The organism is Ruminococcus sp. XPD3002, assembly GCA_900119535.1.
GTDB classification, from domain to species: domain Bacteria; phylum Bacillota; class Clostridia; order Oscillospirales; family Ruminococcaceae; genus Ruminococcus; species Ruminococcus flavefaciens_H.
This window is the reverse complement of the sequence record FPJT01000005.1, coordinates 69,066-86,645: the sequence shown is the minus strand read 5'-3', so window position 1 is coordinate 86,645 and position 17,580 is coordinate 69,066. Positions and strand designations below refer to the sequence as shown.

The window sequence follows — 17,580 nt, the reverse complement described above, 5'->3', positions numbered from 1 at the left end:
CGGCGGTCATATCGCTCACGCTCCGCCGTGATGCCCTCATTCTTACCGACAATATTATTGTAAAATACATCGGCGCAGTTATTGCGCAGTCTGGGCGGCAGTTTGATGAAAATATCTCTCAATAGTTTATTACCAAAATTATCGTAGAATCGTTAAGCATAGCCTGCGAAAACTTTCGCTGAATTAGAGGCGGTCTGTTTGTGCATTACAGAGAATATCTCTGCAGCACTTAACGATGAGCAGATTTTATTGGTAATGATATGTAGGAGAATATGATTGTCTCATCAACAATGCCCTCTATATATCAACCGCAAAATTTGGGAATGTGGTAATGATTTTTCTGAGAATTTACAATTTGTTCATGGTGATTCTTCCATTCACATAAATTCAACAGCGGAAAATCATTTATTATGACAATAGCATTGATGGTTCAGAGAGCTGCTATCCTTTCCGCTGACAGTCTGCTCGTCAAGGTCTGCAATATAGTATCTTTGCTCATGATACGCTCTTGTCGGCGGTCATGTTGTCGGCATAGTCAACAGAAATGTTTATCGTCATTTATGCATAAAGTAGAATTTCGGATTTGGGAGCAATTATTTTTTCAAAATCTTTCCCACTTTTTCAAAATTCACGGTTGATATATAGAGGGAGAAATTCAGATGCAAAAAATGCCCGGTGAAATTATACTGGCTGGCAGTCATATTCGCCCGAAAGTTCATGCGCAATTGCGGCTGGACAATCGGCTGTATTGCGCGCTATAATTTAATTGTGGGGATACCGCACAAACAAAACAAGGAGAGAATAGAAAGGAAGGAGGTGGCGGTATGCTTACCTATGAGCAGCAGACCAAGAGGCTCCTGAGCAAGCGTCAGGCGGTGCTTGACCGTATCGAGAGCGACAAGGCTGAGATCGAGAAGATCAATGCAAAGCTGAACGCTATCCAGCTCGCAAAGATCAGGGACACACTCGGCTGTGATGAGCAGGGACTTTTTGAGCTTATCACTAAGCACCCTGAACAGCTTGCGAAGCTGAAACAAGACAGCACTGCTGAGAGCGATACAGATACAGCTCAGGACAGTGATGAGATGGACGGTCAGACTTCATTCTTTGACAAGAAGTCTAACCACTATTCGGAAACATGATTCCGATACAAAAACATGGCTGTGATATGGGACGGCACTTGCCGTTCCGCACAGCTATAAACACACAATACAAAGAGGGGCAGATAGAGAAAGCGATCCCCTCGCCTTAAAGCGTAGACAAAGAGAAGCTAAGGAGATACAGCTATGAATAAAAATGACACTGCCGTAGAAAGAGATAAGGCAGGACTGGCTTTTGAACTGAACGAAAAGTTCAAGGACTGCAAGACCGAAACGCACGAGTACCTGATCGGTAAACAGAGGTGTGTCGTTGTGCGTCACTACTGCGGAGATAAAGACCTCAATGAAGTGCTTTACCGCAACGCTTTTGAAAGAGCGTTTTCCGAGGTAATGGCTCTGCACCGCAGACCTCAGACGACCTGAAAAAATTTCCGAAAGGTACTTGCTTTTTTCGGCATTGCGCGCTATACTTATAGCAATGTTGAATTAGGCTGCTTTGGAGGAAAGGAGTAGTAATGTTAGCAAAGCAGACTGATTATATCGTGGGGATATACCTGAGACTCTCAAAAGATGACGAGCGTGCAGGCGAATCCCTTTCCATAGAAAACCAGAGAAGAATTCTCACAAACTATGTCCGTGAACAGGGCTGGACGATCTATGATGAGTACGTCGATGACGGTATCAGCGGAACAAGTTTCGAGAGACCGGGTGTCCAGAGATTGCTTGACGATGCCAAGAACGGCAGGATCAATCTTATCATCTGCAAAGACCTGTCCCGTTTCGGACGCAATTACATTCAGGTAGGTCAGTACACGGACTATATTTTTCCGATGTACAATATCCGTTTCATCGCACTGAATGACGGCATTGATACGCTCAACTCTGACAGTGCCGATATGGATATGATGCCTATCCGAAATGTATTCAATGAATGGCACGCCGCAAACACTTCCAAGAAAGTGCGTGCTGTTATCGCATCAAACGCAAAGGCAGGCAAGATGATGATTCCTTATTGCCCATACGGTTATGTTAAGAGCGATGATGAAATGCGTACTCCAATTATTGATCCGTATGCCGCAGGTATCGTCCGCCGAATCTTTGAAATGAGAGCATCGGGAGTCAAGCCTTTACAGATCGCAACTATGCTGAATGAAGAAGGTGTGCTGACACCGTTCGACTACTATTACAAGCGTATCGGCAAACCGAATCCTTACAACAACTCACATCTGTGGAGCAGCAGGAATCTCGAAAACATCCTGAAAAATCCGATCTATCTCGGAACGCTCGCTCAGCTCCGCACAACGACCGTGAGCTATAAGAATCACAAGCGCATTGACCGTGATGAATCTGAATGGGCGGTAATTGAAAACAACCATGAGCCTATCATTTCAAAGGAACTTTGGGATAAGGTTCGTGAAATCGAAAAGTCTGTCAGCAGAGGAAAGCGTGACAAAAAGGGAGAACTTAGTCCTTTGTCGGGTTTGCTTTTCTGTGACGGCTGCGGCTGGAAAATGCGGAAAGCAAGCACAGGGGGCGGCGGATATATCTGCGGATACCACAACCGCTTCGGCAAAAACTATTGCTCCACGCATTACATCAATCGGGAGCTTATTGAGGGGATCATTCTTGTGGATATTCGGGAAATGTGTGAGCTTGCCAACGACGAAAAGACTGCAACAGCAGAATTCCTCAGACGAAAAAGAGCGTTTATTGACGTTCAGAACATTTCCGATACCAAGCGTATGAAGACTGTCGGCAGCCGCCTTGCAGAGCTTGACAAGCTCATTCAGAGCGTGTATGAGGATAAGGTCGCAGGCAGGATCGAACCTGATATGGCGTTTGATATGCTTGACAAGTATCAGGCAGAGAAGAAAACGCTGAAAGCCGAGTACGATGAAATGACAGCCCGTTCCGAATCCGAAAGACAGGACGAGGAAGATGTTGCAGAGTTTATCAGCCGTCTGAAACGCTACGCAGGAGCGACGGAACTTACCCGTGAGATGTGCCTTGACCTGATCGAGTATGCAACAGTTGATGAGAACAACAAAGGTCACAAAGACCGTCCTCGTGTGATACACGTCTATTACAAGCTAATAGACAAACCGCTTACCAACAAAAACAGACTTGCCCTGACATAATGTCAGGGCATACATTAAAAATCATTTTTATCCATTTGGGATAGTTACCGTGCTTGCTGAGGTTGATTTTTATATCTGTGGGGCTTGTCATTATCCAAGCCGTCAGGTACAGGTTTTTACTCACTTTTAGTCAATGATTTTGCATCAGATCTTTATCTTTTTCGGACGGGGGCACAGGGGTGGAACCCTCTGGCAAGCTGAGTATCGGAGCATTCAAATCTGAAAATTTGTAATGCGGAGATACCGAGCTTGCTGGGATTGATTATGCCCCTTTGGGGCTTCTCTGGATCCGAGCCATCAGGCTCGGTATTCTTGCTCACTTGTGGTCAATAATTTTGCATCAGATCTTCATCTATTATCGGTCGGGGTCATAGGGGTAGAACCCCTGTCAAGCTATGTATCCAGCATTCAAATTTAAAATTTGTAGTGCAGGGATGCCGTGCTTGCTATTTTTGAAATGCCATTGCATAGATGTACTAACGTTTTCACTCTTTTGGTTGACTTTTTCAAGGCAGTGCTATATAATAAAGCTATTATCATGTACAACTGTCTTAACAAGGAGTGAGTCTATGAGCTTAGGATACGGAGGTTCTTGCAAAAGAGAACTCGAAGATGAGAATATGATTATTTATTCTTATTCGTCGTATAATCTTAACGAAGAACAATTCAGAAATTCGGATAGGATCTATGATGGCACTATTACTATCAACAAGTCTTGTTTAATTGAAGCTGAGATACATGAGAAGATAAAGAAAATGCCAAACGGCAGAAAGAAACTCATTGTAAAACGTATTCCTAAAAGCATTGATATTTTTGAAATGATAGCACAAGGACAAATACAGATCGAAAACAGTAAGAATACATGGAAAATGCTTCAAAGCTTTGATTATATAGCTATTAGTCTTTGCAGGATTATTTTTCATGAGTATCAATTGAATGGCATTCTTCCTGAAAAATGCAGTTATAATGTATGATAAGATAGAACTAAGGATTTCATAAGAATATGGTTTACACATATCATTATACTTCTCCGCTCGGTATTATTACCCTCGCCGGCAACGGCGAATCACTCACAGGCTTATGGTTCGACGGACAGAAATACTTTCCCCATAAGCTCATATCTGAAAGCACCGTAGCAGAGCTGCCGATATTCACTCGAACCTGCAACTGGCTCGACATATATTTCAGCGGCAACATTCCCGACTTCACACCGTCTATATACTTGAACACAACGCCGTTCCGTAAGGCAGTCTATGATATACTGCTCACGATACCTTATGAACAGATAATGACCTATGGCGAGATCGCCAATATCATAGCAGAGCAGAATGGTGTGGAGCGTATGTCCGCCCAGGCAGTCGGCGGTGCTGTGGGGCATAATCCTGTCTCGATCATTATCCCGTGTCACAGAGTAGTCGGTGCGGACGGAAGTCTGACCGGATACGCAGGCGATCTTGATAGAAAAATAGAATTGCTGAAACTGGAAAAAGCATTATAAATACTATTCAAGCATCAAGGGTTATACTTGGTGCTTTTTTCATTTTTCCAGTGCAAAGTATACTGGGGAAAACCGAAAATCATTCCAAAGTTCTTGCGCAATGCGGCTGGACAATGGGCTTCATTGCGCGCTATAATATTCATAGTCGCAAAATACTCGGTCGGCTGAAAGGATGACATACCGACCTTGCGGCTGCGTAGAGGGTAAGAGAAAGAAAGCGATGCCCTCACCAATGCGTAGAGAGATAAAAGCAAAGGAAAGATCGCTATGAACAAAGACAACAACGTGTCCGAGTGCAAAATTGGACGAACAACTTACGTCGTGAAGTTAGTATTCAACCCTGCTTCAAAGGAACGCCTTACGGATATCCTGCAAAGGCTGATAGACCGTGAGTGTGAAGAAATGCTCGGTGAATCCGGACAAGAACCTGAGAAGCAGGCTGTGTAAAATCGTCATTTCAGCGCATTGTCATTGACAGTATATTGCGCTATAATGATAACATAGCTCGCTTTATCTGTCGGAAAGGAAGGTTAAAATGACAGACAAGATAACAGCGTTGTATTGTCGTCTTTCGCAGGACGATATGTTACAGGGTGAGAGCAACAGCATCACCAATCAGAAGGCTATCCTCAAAAAGTATGCGGAGGATAACGGTTTCAGCAATCCCGTTTACTACGTTGATGACGGAGTTTCGGGAACGACATTTGAACGTGACGGCTTCAAGGCTATGATGGCAGATGTTGAAGCAGGCAAAGTTGGAACGGTTATCACCAAAGATTTAAGCAGACTCGGCAGAGACTACTTGAAAACCGGTGAGTACATTGAGATCATATTCCCTGACTATGATGTACGTTATATCGCTATCAATGATAACGTGGATACTCTCAAGAGCGAGAATGAGCTGATGGCTTTCAAGAACATTTTTAATGACTGGTACGCCAGGGATACGTCGAAGAAGATTCGTGCTGTATTCAAGGCAAAGGGACAGTCGGGCAAACCGCTTTCTCTGCCTATTTACGGGTACAAAGCATCTGAGGAAGACAAGCACAAGTGGATCATTGATGATGAGCCTGCAGCGGTTGTTCGCAAAATATACAAGCTCTGCATCAGCGGCTACGGTCCGACTCAGATAGCTCGTAAGTTGACAGAGGAAGGTATTCCCAATCCCACAGCTTATGCAATTTCGCAGGGAAGAAACCCGGCTAACAAGAATTCAAGGCTTGACCGCTGGTGTACAGAAACTGTCATTGACATTTTAGAGCACCCCGAATACATCGGTCATACGGTGAACTTCCGTACACGCCGCAAGTCCTACAAGAACAAGCGTAAGATTGAAAATCCGAAAGAGGACTGGCTCATCTTTGAGAATACCCACGAGCCTATCGTCACTCAGCAGGAATTCGATTTAGTGCAGGAGCTTCGCAGTAATAAGCGAAGAAATCAGAAGCAGGAGGCTGTAAATCCGTTTTCTGGTGTATGTTACTGTGCTGACTGCGGTAAAAAGCTATACCTGTGCCGTTCAAGAAGTCTTAGTGAAGATCAGGAGCATCTGAAATGCTCCACGCATTCAGCTGATAAGGATAGCTGTTCAGCCCATTACATCAGGACTGTCGTTCTGAAAGAGTTGGTTTTAAATGCTCTGAACAAGCTCCTTGATAATGTCAAAGACAATGAAGCTGAGTTTGTGCAGACAGCCATGGACAACTCTGCGTCAAAGCATTCCTCTGATGTATTTAAGGCAAAGAAAGCTCTCAATCAGGCTGAAAAGCGTATTGCTGAACTTGACAGACTTTTCGCAAGACTCTATGAGGATAATATTTCAGGAAAGATTTCTGACGAGCGTTTTGCTGTACTGTCCGCAGGTTACGAGGACGAGCAGAAGAAATTGAAAGCGAAAGCATCAGAACTTACTGCTTTTATTGAAACAGCAGAGCAGAAATGTGCTGATGTGAACTCCTTTATAAAGGTAGTGCAGAAGTATGAGCATATCACGGAGCTTACTCCCGAGATCATGCATGAGCTTATCGAGAAGATAGTTGTTTACGCTCCCGAAAAGAGCGATGGGCATCGTACTCAGCAGATTGAGATACACTTCCGCTTTGATGTTGCTATCGCTACGGCTATTGCTGACAGCAAAGAATACGACAAAAAGAAAAAGGCTGCGTAACTGCGATGTTACGCAACCTTATCTTCAAATCACATAAACTGCTTTATGTGTGCCGCCCTAAAGGTCGGCAGTATTTTTTAGAGATAAACCTATTGTACATATATGCGTAGTGCGTCTAATGTTCCAACATTTTTATCTTGCAGATTCTTTTCGTTCATACTCCTTATCACGCTGCTTTCGTGCTTCGTCCACAAGCCGAGAAATGTAATCTCCCTGTGAAATCTCATGATAGGTTTTGGCAATATCCGAATACACATAATATAACTGCTGACAGTGCTTGAAGTTTTCTTTGAGCGCTGTCAGCTTTTTGTCTGTAGCGGAAAGCGTTTCTTTCAGGCGGGCAAGGTCTGACACAGTTGTGATGCAGTGAGTTGTAACACTCTGCTTGCTGACAGTCAGTTGTACTTGTTCCAGTTTGGAAAGTTTCGGCTTGGCAGAAAGCTCAAAATACGTTTCTGCCTGTTTTATCAACGAGGACAGTGTGTCATGCTGCACTGTGAGTTCATTAAGCTCTTGCCGTGTCTGTTCATGTGATGCTTTTAGCGTATCAATTTTTTCTTCCAATTCACCAATAGAACGGATATGGTCACGGTTGATTATCGTAAGCTGCGCTGACAGGCGGTATACATCAAGATCATTCTGCGGCGAATAGGGCGCTGTTCTGTCACGTCTGCGCTGCACTTTCTTGTTTTGAACCACAAGCTGCATGACCTGCCCAATCACTACCTGATAGCATTCCCGCAAGGGGGACGTTTCGTCTGTTAAAGCTGTATGGTAGCCGACATCATACCACAATATTCTTGATACAAGGCTGTCGGTCGTGTATTCCTCTCCCAATGTTTTGGTGCGGATGAATCTGCCCTGTCCGGGCGCTTTGAGGGAAATGTATTTACCCTTTTTTACTTCATAGCCTTTTAGTTCTAACTCATACAGCAGTTCATCCAGATTCTTGACTGAACCGATCAGGCTGTCAATTTCGCATCGCAGCTTTTCTTTCCATGAAGTGCCATTCTTCTGCTGCTCCCATTCATGATAGCAAACGCCTTTTTCCTTGCCCTCTTTCGGCTGTATGGGCTGTATACCAAATGCCATACACACTCTGTCTGAATATTCCCTCACTTGTTTTAATGTCTGCTGATTGTCGTTCAGCTTCCTGCCAGTCAGTGTATATGTATTGATAATTAGATGGCTGTGGACGTGTTCACGGTCGGTATGTGTGGCAATCACGACCTGCACATCATCCCCGAACGTCTTTCGAGCAAATGCCTTTGCAATGCGGTGCGCCAATTCCGGGGAAACATTATCCTTCGGATCAAATGATTGGATATAGTGCAGTGCTTTGACGCTCCCTTTGCCTTCTAACGGCAGGGGAGCATCATACTTTTCTGTTGAATAGCTCTCAAATACAGATTTCATCTCCAGATAAGCGTCTTTAGCGGATGTCATGCAATTCATGGAAGATGCATAGAGCAGGTTCTCCGTCTTGTCCGGATTCAAGATATATTTCAGACTTTTGTAGACGGTAGATCGGATAGAAATACATTTAACATACGGCATAATTCTTCAAAGCCCCCTCTCAGTGTTTCTATATCCCCGGCATAAATGCTGTGCGTTTCGTTTGCTTTGCGGGCAATCTGGTTGATGTTATTGGAGATGGTGCGCATACCGTTGACAAGCGGTGCGACATTCTTCATGTCATAATAGGTGAACTCTCCTTTGACGGCGATCTTTTTGATGTACGTTCCGGTTTTCAGCCCGGCAGCAGCGGCTCGGCGTTCTACCTCTGCCCATTCGTTCATGTCAAACGTGACCTTTTTCTCTTTGACCTGTTTGTACTTACGCATTTGTTTTGCTCCTTTCATAGATTACGGTTTCAGGCAGCGCCTAAAAGAATGGAGGGAGTATGTTTCAGGGCAGCGGGTTCCCTGAAACAGGATTTTTGAAGGCTATGACTTCTAAAATCTCCGAAAGTAGAAAGTATGCACTACTTTCTGTGCTTGCTATTCCTACAAAACACGAAGTATGACCATACCCGAAATTTCATCTGTTTTGGTGGCTGCTCCCTATCCACTCTATTTTGTATATGACAGCGGCGAGTATCATTACAAAAGATTCCCTCCATATATCCCTACAAAATGTGCCTCAAAACGTAGGGGTACATATGAAAAAAGGAAACAATCTACAAAACAGACAAATCAAAAAGCCCCATATTGTACAAATCAGAGAAATCTATTAGGAATTTTCAATTACCCATACGTTTTTGCCCTGATTTTGTAGTGATGTATGAAAGGGGCAAACGCCGACAGCAAAGACATCGCCGGTCTGCGCTGTACTTCGCCAAAGTAACAGGAAGCCCCTTTCCAAATCTGAAAAGGGGTGGTGATATTGGATTATCTTTTCACCGAGCTTCGTGACAGACTCCCGATGCCGGATGTGGCAAGGTTCTACGGGCTGGAAGTGAACAGGGCAGGATTCGCCAACTGCCCGTTTCATCCCGACAATGAACCGAGCCTGAAAATCTATGACGATCATTACCATTGCTTCGGCTGCGGAGCGCATGGAGATGTGACGGATTTTGTAGCAAGGCTGTTTGGAGTATCCCAATACGAGGCAGCGAAAAAGCTGGATTACGATTTCGGGCTACACCTCACAGATCAGCCCTTTCACGCACAGATCAAGAGAGTTGTCAATCCGGAGGTCGAGTATCACAACTGGCTGCACAGTGCAGAGCGTATCCTGAATGATTATCTGAATGCGATGTGCAGATGGCAGCGGTACTATGCACCGAAACGACCGGATGAACCTCTGCACCCGCTTTTCGGGGAAAGCCTGACAAATATGGAATACTACCAATATATTTATGAGCAGATACGGTTTGGCAGCGAAACTGAAAAACGAGAATGGTATGAAAACGGTCGAGAAATCATCGAACGACTGCAAGAGCGCATGAAGCAGCATGATATGACAGGTCTTTCAGTCAAGCGAAAAGCAATTTGAACGGAGGGAAACTATGGGACATTTTATTACAGGAATGTTTGTGGGCGGCATTGTGGGTGTGTTTACAATGGCACTTTGTACGGCTGCCAAGTGGGGTGACAAGGATGAGCGTTGATAAGCAGACAACATATTTCCTGAATCTGCTGTGCAGTTATCTGAAAGCCAATCCCGGATGTCTGGCGGCAGTCAGGGAGCATGATAAGGTGAAGCCGGACAAGCTGCTGCTGGGCTATTATGACGATACCTATTATTACATCCGTCCGGAGGTGTTTCTCCCGATTGTCCGTGCCGGAGCGTATAGAAGGATAAAGCTGTCAGCCCGTCACATTATGGAGCAGCTATTTGCGATGAACTACATCAAGGTGCATTGGATTCTGACGGGTGAGGTTCGCTACCGTCCGCAGAAACGTGTAGGCAAAACAAGAAGGCGGTACATCACATTGTACCGCCGGCAGCTTGAAGCATATAGGAACAATCTGTACCGAAAGGAGGCAGACGATGAACAGAGCTGATTTTGTCAAGGAGATCGCAAGGCGGAAGGGCATGAGCAGTCAGCAGGCGTACCGTGCGGTCAATGTAGTAATGGATACGCTGCGGATCATGCTTGTAAGTGGTGAGCCTGTCGAGGTCGGCGGGTTTGGGACATTTGATGTGCTGACCGATCTAGAGGGTGAGCGTATTCCGGTTCTGAAAAGCGGCAAGGCATTGCATCGTGTTTTGAACATTTCTGCTGCACCGGAGGGACAGGAGGTGCGGCATGGCTGAGCTGACAATGCAGACAAATCACGAGAGCCGCATTCAAGTGGGTGACACGGTATTTGTGGTGGAATCTGTTTACGGAAATGAGCCGCTGGAGGAGCTTCTGGCGGCATATATCTGTGAGAAAATCAAGGAGGACGGAAACAGTGACAAGGCAGCGGCATAAAAATTTCGGTGAACCTGTTGACTTTACCGCTTTTATGTGCTATACTAAAAATGAAGGCTGTGCCTTGTCCAGAAAGGAATTATGCTATGATGAATTTCGGACAGGGTAACTACATTGCCGGCTGCTATTGCAGACTGAGCCGAGATGATGAGCATGACGGCACGAGCGTATCCATTGAAACACAGCGTAAGGTGCTTGAGGACTTTTGCCACTCGCATGGCTGGAAAATCTACGACTTCTATTGTGATGACGGGTTTACCGGGACAAATTTTGACAGACCTGCCTTTCAGCGGATGATGGCAGATGTGGAAACGGGAACCCTGAATCTGATTGTCGTGAAGGATTTATCCAGACTTGGCAGAAACTATATCGAGACAGGCAGACTGATCGAGGAAACCTTCCCGGAGAGCGGTGTGCGCTTCATTGCCATTGGTGATGATGTGGACACGGACAGGGAAAACATGGACCTTGACTTAATGCTCCCGATGAAGAATATCTTTAATCAGTATTACCCCGCTGATGTTTCCAGAAAGACCAGACAAGCATTCAAGACGAAGGCACTGCACGGAGAGTTTATCGGTTCGTTCGCACCCTACGGTTATCGAAAGTCGGCTGCGGACAAGCATATTCTGGAACCGGATGAAATGACTGCGCCGATCGTGGTTGAGATTTTCGAGATGGCTGCTTATAAAGGATATGGGTATAACAAGATTGCCAATGTCCTGCGGCTGCGAAAGGTTCTCACCCCGACTGCCCATCGTATGAAGCAGGAGGGAGCGCATTATGACGGCGATCTCTATGACTGGAATCTGACAACGGTACGCAAAATTCTGGAGAATCAGGTGTATCTCGGACACACGGCAAACGGAAAAAAGAAGAAGATTTCTTTTAAGAGCAAGCGTGTGATCTATGTACCGGAGGAAAAGTGGGTTGTCGTTCAGAATACGCACGAGCCGCTTGTTACCGAACACCTCTGGACGGATGCACAGAGGAAACTGAACAGTCGCAAGAGAGCCAATCGGTACGGAGAAGTCAATATGTTTGCCGGACTTGTCAAGTGTGATTGCTGCGGCAAAGCACTGACGATGGCAAAAAGCTCGACCAAGAAAAGATACTTCTCGTGCAGCACCTATAAAAGTAAAGGTAAAGATGCGTGTACCATTCACTACATTCTCTTTGATAGTCTGAGCGATGTGATCCTGCGAGATATTCAGCAGAAGCTCAAAATGATTCATCGTGATGAGGAAGGCTTTGCAAAGAGAATCCTGAAAGCACTCGGCAGCACCAGTACTAAAAAGACAGAGCGGATGCGGGAAGAAATTACTGCAATTGAGACTCGGCTGAAAGAACTGGAAGCAAAATTTGACCGGCTTTATGATGACCGTCTGGAGGGTATCATCTCTGACAAGAAATTCAAGGAGCTGGCGGTCAAGTGCGAGACAGAGCAGGACGGTCTGAATGCCCGTCACGATGAACTGACAGCGTTGGTCGGTGAGCAGGAAGATGTGGAGCTGAATGTGGAGCGGTTCATGGAAACGATCCGGCATTACGCTGAGGTGACAGAACTGAATCGGGAGATTCTGAACCGGCTGATTGATAAGATCGTGGTCGGGGATAAGGTCAAGACCGATGAAGGGTATACGCAGAAAATTACAATTTATTATCGTTTTCTCGGTGATTTGAATGGGAGCTTTCTCCTTAAGTAGCGGCTTCGGTCGTTGGTTCAAATCCAGCCGCCGCAACCAACGTAATATAGGCACTTTCGAGCAATCGAGAGTGCTTATTTTTTATACCAAAATGAGTAAAATACATCAACCGTACATCAACGCGGTTTATTTTTGCTCTATATATCGCTGAGAATCACTGAGTACTTTTTAGAGTTTTTGAAGTATATTGCGGTTTGTGTTAACCAAGGTTAACAAGACCTTGGGGTTGACTAAGCAATCTGTAGGTTATATAATATAAGATAGGATTTTGATAAGAGAGTATGAATTGTTTTTAAAGAAAGAGCGCCCATAAAGGGCGCTCTATAATAATTATTCTTCGTTGTAAGGAACATCTAAAATATCTGATTTCATTACATCGTCAAATTCTATGTTTATATTGGTCGAAGTATCAACATACACTGGAAGGTCAATGCCGCGTTTCTGAAGTTCCGCAATAGATGCGATGCCCATTTTTGCGTTAATCGCTCTGTCCTGTTCTGGAACGAGCTTAACGCTGTTTATTATGTCCTTCAGCTTATCTGCATCGCAGTTGCTGGGAACAGTAAGATTGACGTTTTTGCTTGCATCTATAACAAGGCATGTATTTTCTAAAACCTCGCTTGGGAGGTTTGAAGTCTTTACTGCAGGGACTTCCTTTTTTTCAACTGTATAATCCATTGTATTTTCCTCCTGGAGAGCACTTTCAGGCTCAGGTATTATTATATTTTCATATGTATCTGAGGTATAATATACTGTGGAAGGGCATGTTGTCATGCCCAGATTGGTGAGGTCATATCCGGAGTAGTACTCATCATCCGATGAACTTTTTTCATCGAAAAGATCCTCAAACACAGTGGCGTTATCTGCCATTACCTCTTCAAAAATTTCAAAGATCTCGAAGCCCTCACTAAGCTCATGCGGAGTCATATCCAGCATATCTTCAACGCTCATTTGTATTTGATCAAGCTTGTGTTTATGCAATATATGATTGCAGTGGACCTTGAAACGGTTCAGCTCCTTCAATGGCTGCTTGAAAATCTTTCCCGTCCTGAAGTTGACTGAATTGATTAACATGTGCAGGTGATGTCTCGGAGTATCCTTATGCAGATACCATATAATCTGATAGCCTTTTTTGTAGTAATACTCAGCTATCTCTTTACCTATCTTAATATATTCCTTGTCAGTGCAAGTATTACCAGCAGGTGAAATTGATATGGTTATTTGTCTGAACATCGTTGTATGAAGCTGCTGATTAGCCGCCTTAACGGCATATATTTCATCAAGATAATTATCTGTCAGGAATCCTAATCCATCGATATTACTTTTGTCCTTTATTTTCAGAGGATCAGAAAGATATGCGTGCATCTCAATTACGTCTGAGAACACACAGGATTTAACGTATATGTCTTTAACGATTGTGTTCATGCCTCTTCTCCCGTTGATTCCTTGAAAATGGTCAATTCCTTACAGATTGCAACGTGCGCGTGGGCAATATCGCAAAGCTTTTCGAAAATCTTCTTAAGCATTTCCCTTGAATCAGGATCTTCGAGTTTTGTGGTTCTCAGCGTATCAGATATTTCAATCAAGGATTTGCTGATATAATTAGCCTTATCAAGGATGATAATCTTCTCGTCCGAGAATATTCTTTTGCGTACAAAACTGCTCTTATCTGTGTTTGCGGCTCTTGAAAGAGCTTCGAGTGTTGGCTTCTCATCACCATACATTTTCATCGTAAAGATGTCGTAGGGCTTTTCTTCTTCACTATCTTTCCTTGAGTTATTGCTCTTTTTCTTTTTTTCGGTCTTCGCTTTAGCGGATAATTCTTCCGCAACATCCTCGGAGTGAACAAGAATGTCTTTTGCGGAAAAAGTTGAGCTAGGGGGGATTATATTATTATAGTTTGTATCTACTGAAGAGCTCGCTTCGCTCTTGGAATTTAATTTTATCATATCTTTAATTTTCATTGTTTTACTCCTTTGAGGTATATTTTGGGTATTTTCCCTTTGTGTATACAGCGTCGAATCTTGCTAACGCGGTATAGACGTAATACATGTATTATTGCTAAAATCCAATCATCTCTTGGTCTAAAACCAATACATTTATAATTCATTTTACTTTGCCTCATTCTTGTCATCCGGGTTACTCTGTTCCTCGGCAGTCTTAAGTCTCAGGCCCTTGAAGCCCCAGAGCCTCTTCGACTTTGGTCCCACCTTTTTATAGTCAATACTTGGATCATAGGCGAGCACGCTCTCCTTGAATTCTGCCTTTTCAACAGCATCGAGTGCGTTTTCAGCGCACCATAACTTATATGCTTCGTAGAGCGCAGCTGTTGAAACTGAGCCAGCCTCATCAACAACTGTACGGTCATCCAGGAAGCCATCAACGGAGTGGAGAGCAGCGATACGGCTTTCGAGATATGCTTTGGCTTTGGCTGACATCTTGAAGTCGTACCCCGACTTAACGAATTCTTTCAGAGTTCTTGCTGCCAACGAGAATACGACATCACGTTCCTGCTCCAGCTTATTTAGCAAATCTTTATCCTGTTTTTCCGCAGGAACGCTGTACTCGAAAGGTATAAATACCATGCGACGATACAGAGCTAGATCAGGGTTTTTGTATGTATATGGCTTGTTCGATGCGAAGAACAGCTTGGCTGTTGGCACGAACTGTATTGGGTTTTCTCGAAGAGCTCTTGCACTGATTCTCTCACAGGCCACAATAGATTTAAACATTTGCTCGTTATCCATTGCTTTTGAACTATTATCATACGAAATATTTAACTTTTTGCCAAGAAGCTGAATGACAAAATATCCGTTGGATAACTGCTGGAAGTTAATGTTGGAGACGAGTTCAGGAGCCATGGCGTTACTTATAAATATCAGAAGAGTCGACTTTCCGCCATCGGTCTCGCCAAAGAGGAAAATTGCCTTTTTGACGTGGAGAAGCGATGATATAGCATATCCGATGGAGATAAGTATACATTGCAGATTCTCGAGTCCAGCTGAGGTCTTGATAAAGCGAATAAAGTTCGGACAATTATTTTCGGTACAGTTCTCTATGTAATTGACTTTCAGTACGTAGTCAAAAATCCATTTACTTCGGTCAGTGATAAACTTGCCGGTGAGAATATTGTACACTCCGTTTTTGAAATTTATCAAGTATTCTTGTGCTTTGTAACCTGCTTCAATACTGAATTGCAAGGCAATATCTTCAGAGAGGCGTTTCGCGACCTCAGCTATAACCTTACTCCCGACCTCATATCTATCATCGGGGTCAATCGCGTTGCGGATGACCTTCAATAGATCCACGCGAGATATTTTCTGCCAGTGGGTACGGACGTTGATGTATGCCGTCTCACCGTCAAATTTGAGTATTCCGAGATGGCTTATGTCGCGGGTGAGCTGTGTTGACACGTCCTTTTCGGTAACACGAATTAATTTAATGCCTGCAAGAACTGCCGTGATAATTACTGCAATAGCAGCCATAATATTTCCTTTCTGGCGGGCATTACGCCCGCCCATAGATTATTCTTTGAATGTGTTTTTAACTAACTCAGACATTGCAGCCTGAGCGTTAGCACGTCCCTCTAAGTCAAGAGTGACATACACTTTTGCGGTGAATGAGGTGCTCTCATGACCGAGAATGTCACTCAGGTATGGGAGCGGAACACCGCATTTTACCGCCTGACTGGCGTAAGTATGCCTGAGACAGTGCGGGTGAAAGTCCGTAATGCCGATGCTCTCGGCAACAGCTTTTAGCTTTTTACGAACCGTTCCCGGATCGAGGTAATGACCGAGTTCGTTTGCTACAAGCCACGGATTATCCTCGTAAGTACCATACGACTTTTCAGCCTGCTCCTGCTGCCATGCCATGTGTGCAAGCACCTTTTCAGCGACTTCAGGAAGCAGAGGTACTTGTCTCTTACCCTTTGATGTCTTGGTCTCCTGAATCCTGAGAAGTGTCTTCGGTTCGCCGAATTTAGCTTCAAAATTTGTAATACGATTGAGCGACTTTGATACATTTAAATAGTATATACCATCATCGCAGCGTACGTCACCGTGCGTAAGGGCACAGCATTCTCCGAGTCTCAAACCGCAAAACAGCATCAGGACTAGAGCAATCTGAAGGCTGTAACCCTCCATAGCTCCTACGAATCGACGTATCTCCTCCTCTGTCAGTACCCTGATATCGGGCGTAATGACACGGGGAAGTTCAACGAAATCAGCGGCGTTATGATAGATGAGCTGCCTTCCGACTGCGTGATCAAGAGCTTTGTGAATCATATGCATGATATTACGAACTGTCTTGGCACTGAGAGACTCCTCAGGGGTGTCCAAGTGTCCAGCGTTTTGCAGGTATAATACAAATTCTTGAAGGTCATCAGTAGTCAGATTCTTGAGATGAATGCCATTGATTCGGTGGCGCTCAATGTGGCGGATATATCCCTCGTAGTTCATCTTGGTGCTGTCGCGGATAGCAACTGAGCCGTACTTATCGTACCACTGCTCGATGTACTCGCCGAACAACTGGTCGGAGCACAGCACCGGCTTGCCGGCGCTGATTTCCGATTTAATCTTAGAGAGCCATTCATCCGCCTCCTTGCGGGTACGGAACTGGCGGTAGATCCGCTTCTTACTTCCGTCAGGCAAAGGAACGAAAAATGCTGCTCTCCACTGTCCGTTTTTGAGCTTGAACTTTGTTCCTTCACCGTTGGCAGTCTTAGACATCTGCAGCACCGTCCTTCTTAATAGTTGTACCGCCAATAGTGTTTTCCGACAGCCATTCAGCAAGCGCCTCAGCCGGATATAAAATACGGCGCCCTACTCTTATGTGCGGTATTTCGCCACTGTGTGTCATCTTCCTTATCAGGGATATGGAAAGTCCTGTCAGTTCGGAAATCTCTGCAATGTTGAGACATAGCGGAGTGTGGTTCATGTTAATCATCTCCTATTAAGCTTTTAGGTTGCCGACGTCGGTGATTATATGATATCATATTTCATTTTTGTGGAAAAATTTTCCAATAGTGCTTGAAGATGCCTATTTTATCGT

Annotated in this window: 20 protein-coding genes; 13 read left to right on the top strand and 7 right to left on the bottom strand. The window is 44.5% G+C overall.

Translation table 11 applies throughout. The features are described from left to right. Nucleotides 1-824: 824 nt before the first annotated feature. The 7 genes from BT127_RS06045 (at nucleotide 825) to BT127_RS06015 (ending at nucleotide 6,903) form a co-directional block, all read left to right on the top strand. Nucleotides 825-1,142 carry a hypothetical protein gene (locus BT127_RS06045; RefSeq protein ID WP_075424130.1) on the top strand — a complete coding sequence of 106 codons (318 nt, stop codon included), beginning with the start codon at nucleotides 825-827 and terminating at the stop codon, nucleotides 1,140-1,142. A gap of 144 nt (nucleotides 1,143-1,286) precedes the next feature. Next, complete coding sequence (locus tag BT127_RS06040) at nucleotides 1,287-1,523, top strand: hypothetical protein (protein ID WP_075424129.1); 237 nt, start codon at nucleotides 1,287-1,289, stop codon at nucleotides 1,521-1,523. A gap of 92 nt (nucleotides 1,524-1,615) precedes the next feature. Beyond that, nucleotides 1,616-3,238: a recombinase family protein gene (locus BT127_RS06035; protein ID WP_075424128.1), complete on the top strand. Its 1,623-nt coding sequence runs from the start codon at nucleotides 1,616-1,618 to the stop codon at nucleotides 3,236-3,238. A gap of 569 nt (nucleotides 3,239-3,807) precedes the next feature. Next, complete coding sequence (locus BT127_RS06030; RefSeq protein ID WP_075424127.1) at nucleotides 3,808-4,212, top strand: hypothetical protein; 405 nt, start codon at nucleotides 3,808-3,810, stop codon at nucleotides 4,210-4,212. Between the two features lie 29 nt (nucleotides 4,213-4,241). Beyond that, nucleotides 4,242-4,736 (top strand): methylated-DNA--[protein]-cysteine S-methyltransferase, encoded by a 495-nt coding sequence (locus BT127_RS06025; RefSeq protein ID WP_075424126.1) that lies wholly within the window; start codon nucleotides 4,242-4,244, stop codon nucleotides 4,734-4,736. A 267-nt stretch (nucleotides 4,737-5,003) separates the two neighbouring features. After that, entirely contained in the window at nucleotides 5,004-5,183 is a 180-nt protein-coding gene (locus BT127_RS06020) for a transposon-encoded TnpW family protein (protein ID WP_075424125.1), read from the top strand. Nucleotides 5,184-5,271: 88 nt separating this feature from the next. Continuing rightward, the gene (locus BT127_RS06015; RefSeq protein WP_075424124.1) at nucleotides 5,272-6,903 is read left to right on the top strand and encodes a recombinase family protein; all 1,632 of its coding nucleotides are present in this window, start codon (nucleotides 5,272-5,274) and stop codon (nucleotides 6,901-6,903) included. Between the two features lie 132 nt (nucleotides 6,904-7,035). Here BT127_RS06015 and BT127_RS06010 read toward each other — a convergent pair whose 3' ends face one another. Both BT127_RS06010 and BT127_RS06005 read right to left on the bottom strand, forming a co-directional pair. Further along, the gene (locus BT127_RS06010) at nucleotides 7,036-8,460 is read right to left on the bottom strand and encodes a relaxase/mobilization nuclease domain-containing protein (RefSeq protein ID WP_075424123.1); all 1,425 of its coding nucleotides are present in this window, start codon (nucleotides 8,458-8,460) and stop codon (nucleotides 7,036-7,038) included. Beyond that, the gene (locus tag BT127_RS06005) at nucleotides 8,409-8,747 is read right to left on the bottom strand and encodes a plasmid mobilization protein (protein WP_075424122.1); all 339 of its coding nucleotides are present in this window, start codon (nucleotides 8,745-8,747) and stop codon (nucleotides 8,409-8,411) included. The genes BT127_RS06010 and BT127_RS06005 overlap by 52 nt, the downstream gene beginning before the upstream one ends. A 541-nt stretch (nucleotides 8,748-9,288) precedes the next feature. On the opposite strand from BT127_RS06005, the gene BT127_RS06000 reads away from it, so the two are divergent. From BT127_RS06000 to BT127_RS05980, 6 genes are all read left to right on the top strand, one after another. Next, nucleotides 9,289-9,900 (top strand): CHC2 zinc finger domain-containing protein, encoded by a 612-nt coding sequence (locus BT127_RS06000; RefSeq protein ID WP_082334917.1) that lies wholly within the window; start codon nucleotides 9,289-9,291, stop codon nucleotides 9,898-9,900. 13 nt (nucleotides 9,901-9,913) lie between these two features. Then, complete coding sequence (locus tag BT127_RS05995) at nucleotides 9,914-10,015, top strand: DUF3789 domain-containing protein (protein WP_075424121.1); 102 nt, start codon at nucleotides 9,914-9,916, stop codon at nucleotides 10,013-10,015. After that, a complete protein-coding gene (locus BT127_RS05990; RefSeq protein WP_075424120.1) occupies nucleotides 10,005-10,412 on the top strand; it encodes a hypothetical protein in 408 nt (135 codons plus the stop codon). The genes BT127_RS05995 and BT127_RS05990 overlap by 11 nt, the downstream gene beginning before the upstream one ends. Further along, nucleotides 10,399-10,665: an HU family DNA-binding protein gene (locus BT127_RS05985; protein WP_075424119.1), complete on the top strand. Its 267-nt coding sequence runs from the start codon at nucleotides 10,399-10,401 to the stop codon at nucleotides 10,663-10,665. The genes BT127_RS05990 and BT127_RS05985 overlap by 14 nt, the downstream gene beginning before the upstream one ends. Beyond that, nucleotides 10,658-10,825, top strand: a complete 168-nt coding sequence (locus BT127_RS16740) for a hypothetical protein (protein ID WP_175541921.1) — start codon at nucleotides 10,658-10,660, stop codon at nucleotides 10,823-10,825. The genes BT127_RS05985 and BT127_RS16740 overlap by 8 nt, the downstream gene beginning before the upstream one ends. Nucleotides 10,826-10,911: 86 nt before the next feature. Next, nucleotides 10,912-12,531, top strand: coding sequence for a recombinase family protein (locus BT127_RS05980; RefSeq protein WP_175541920.1), 1,620 nt, complete (start codon nucleotides 10,912-10,914; stop codon nucleotides 12,529-12,531). A gap of 330 nt (nucleotides 12,532-12,861) precedes the next feature. On the opposite strand, the gene BT127_RS05975 is transcribed toward BT127_RS05980, so the two are convergent. From BT127_RS05975 to BT127_RS05955, 5 genes are all read right to left on the bottom strand, one after another. Next, on the bottom strand, nucleotides 12,862-13,956 hold the full coding sequence (locus BT127_RS05975) for a relaxase/mobilization nuclease domain-containing protein (protein ID WP_075424118.1): 1,095 nt from the start codon (nucleotides 13,954-13,956) through the stop codon (nucleotides 12,862-12,864). Beyond that, complete coding sequence (locus BT127_RS05970) at nucleotides 13,953-14,495, bottom strand: hypothetical protein (RefSeq protein WP_075424117.1); 543 nt, start codon at nucleotides 14,493-14,495, stop codon at nucleotides 13,953-13,955. The genes BT127_RS05975 and BT127_RS05970 overlap by 4 nt, the downstream gene beginning before the upstream one ends. A 147-nt stretch (nucleotides 14,496-14,642) precedes the next feature. Further along, the gene (locus tag BT127_RS05965) at nucleotides 14,643-16,016 is read right to left on the bottom strand and encodes a DNA primase family protein (RefSeq protein ID WP_075424116.1); all 1,374 of its coding nucleotides are present in this window, start codon (nucleotides 16,014-16,016) and stop codon (nucleotides 14,643-14,645) included. Nucleotides 16,017-16,055: 39 nt separating this feature from the next. After that, entirely contained in the window at nucleotides 16,056-17,258 is a 1,203-nt protein-coding gene (locus BT127_RS05960) for a site-specific integrase (protein ID WP_075424115.1), read from the bottom strand. Further along, nucleotides 17,251-17,466 (bottom strand): helix-turn-helix domain-containing protein, encoded by a 216-nt coding sequence (locus tag BT127_RS05955; RefSeq protein WP_075424114.1) that lies wholly within the window; start codon nucleotides 17,464-17,466, stop codon nucleotides 17,251-17,253. The genes BT127_RS05960 and BT127_RS05955 overlap by 8 nt, the downstream gene beginning before the upstream one ends. Nucleotides 17,467-17,580: the final 114 nt, after the last annotated feature.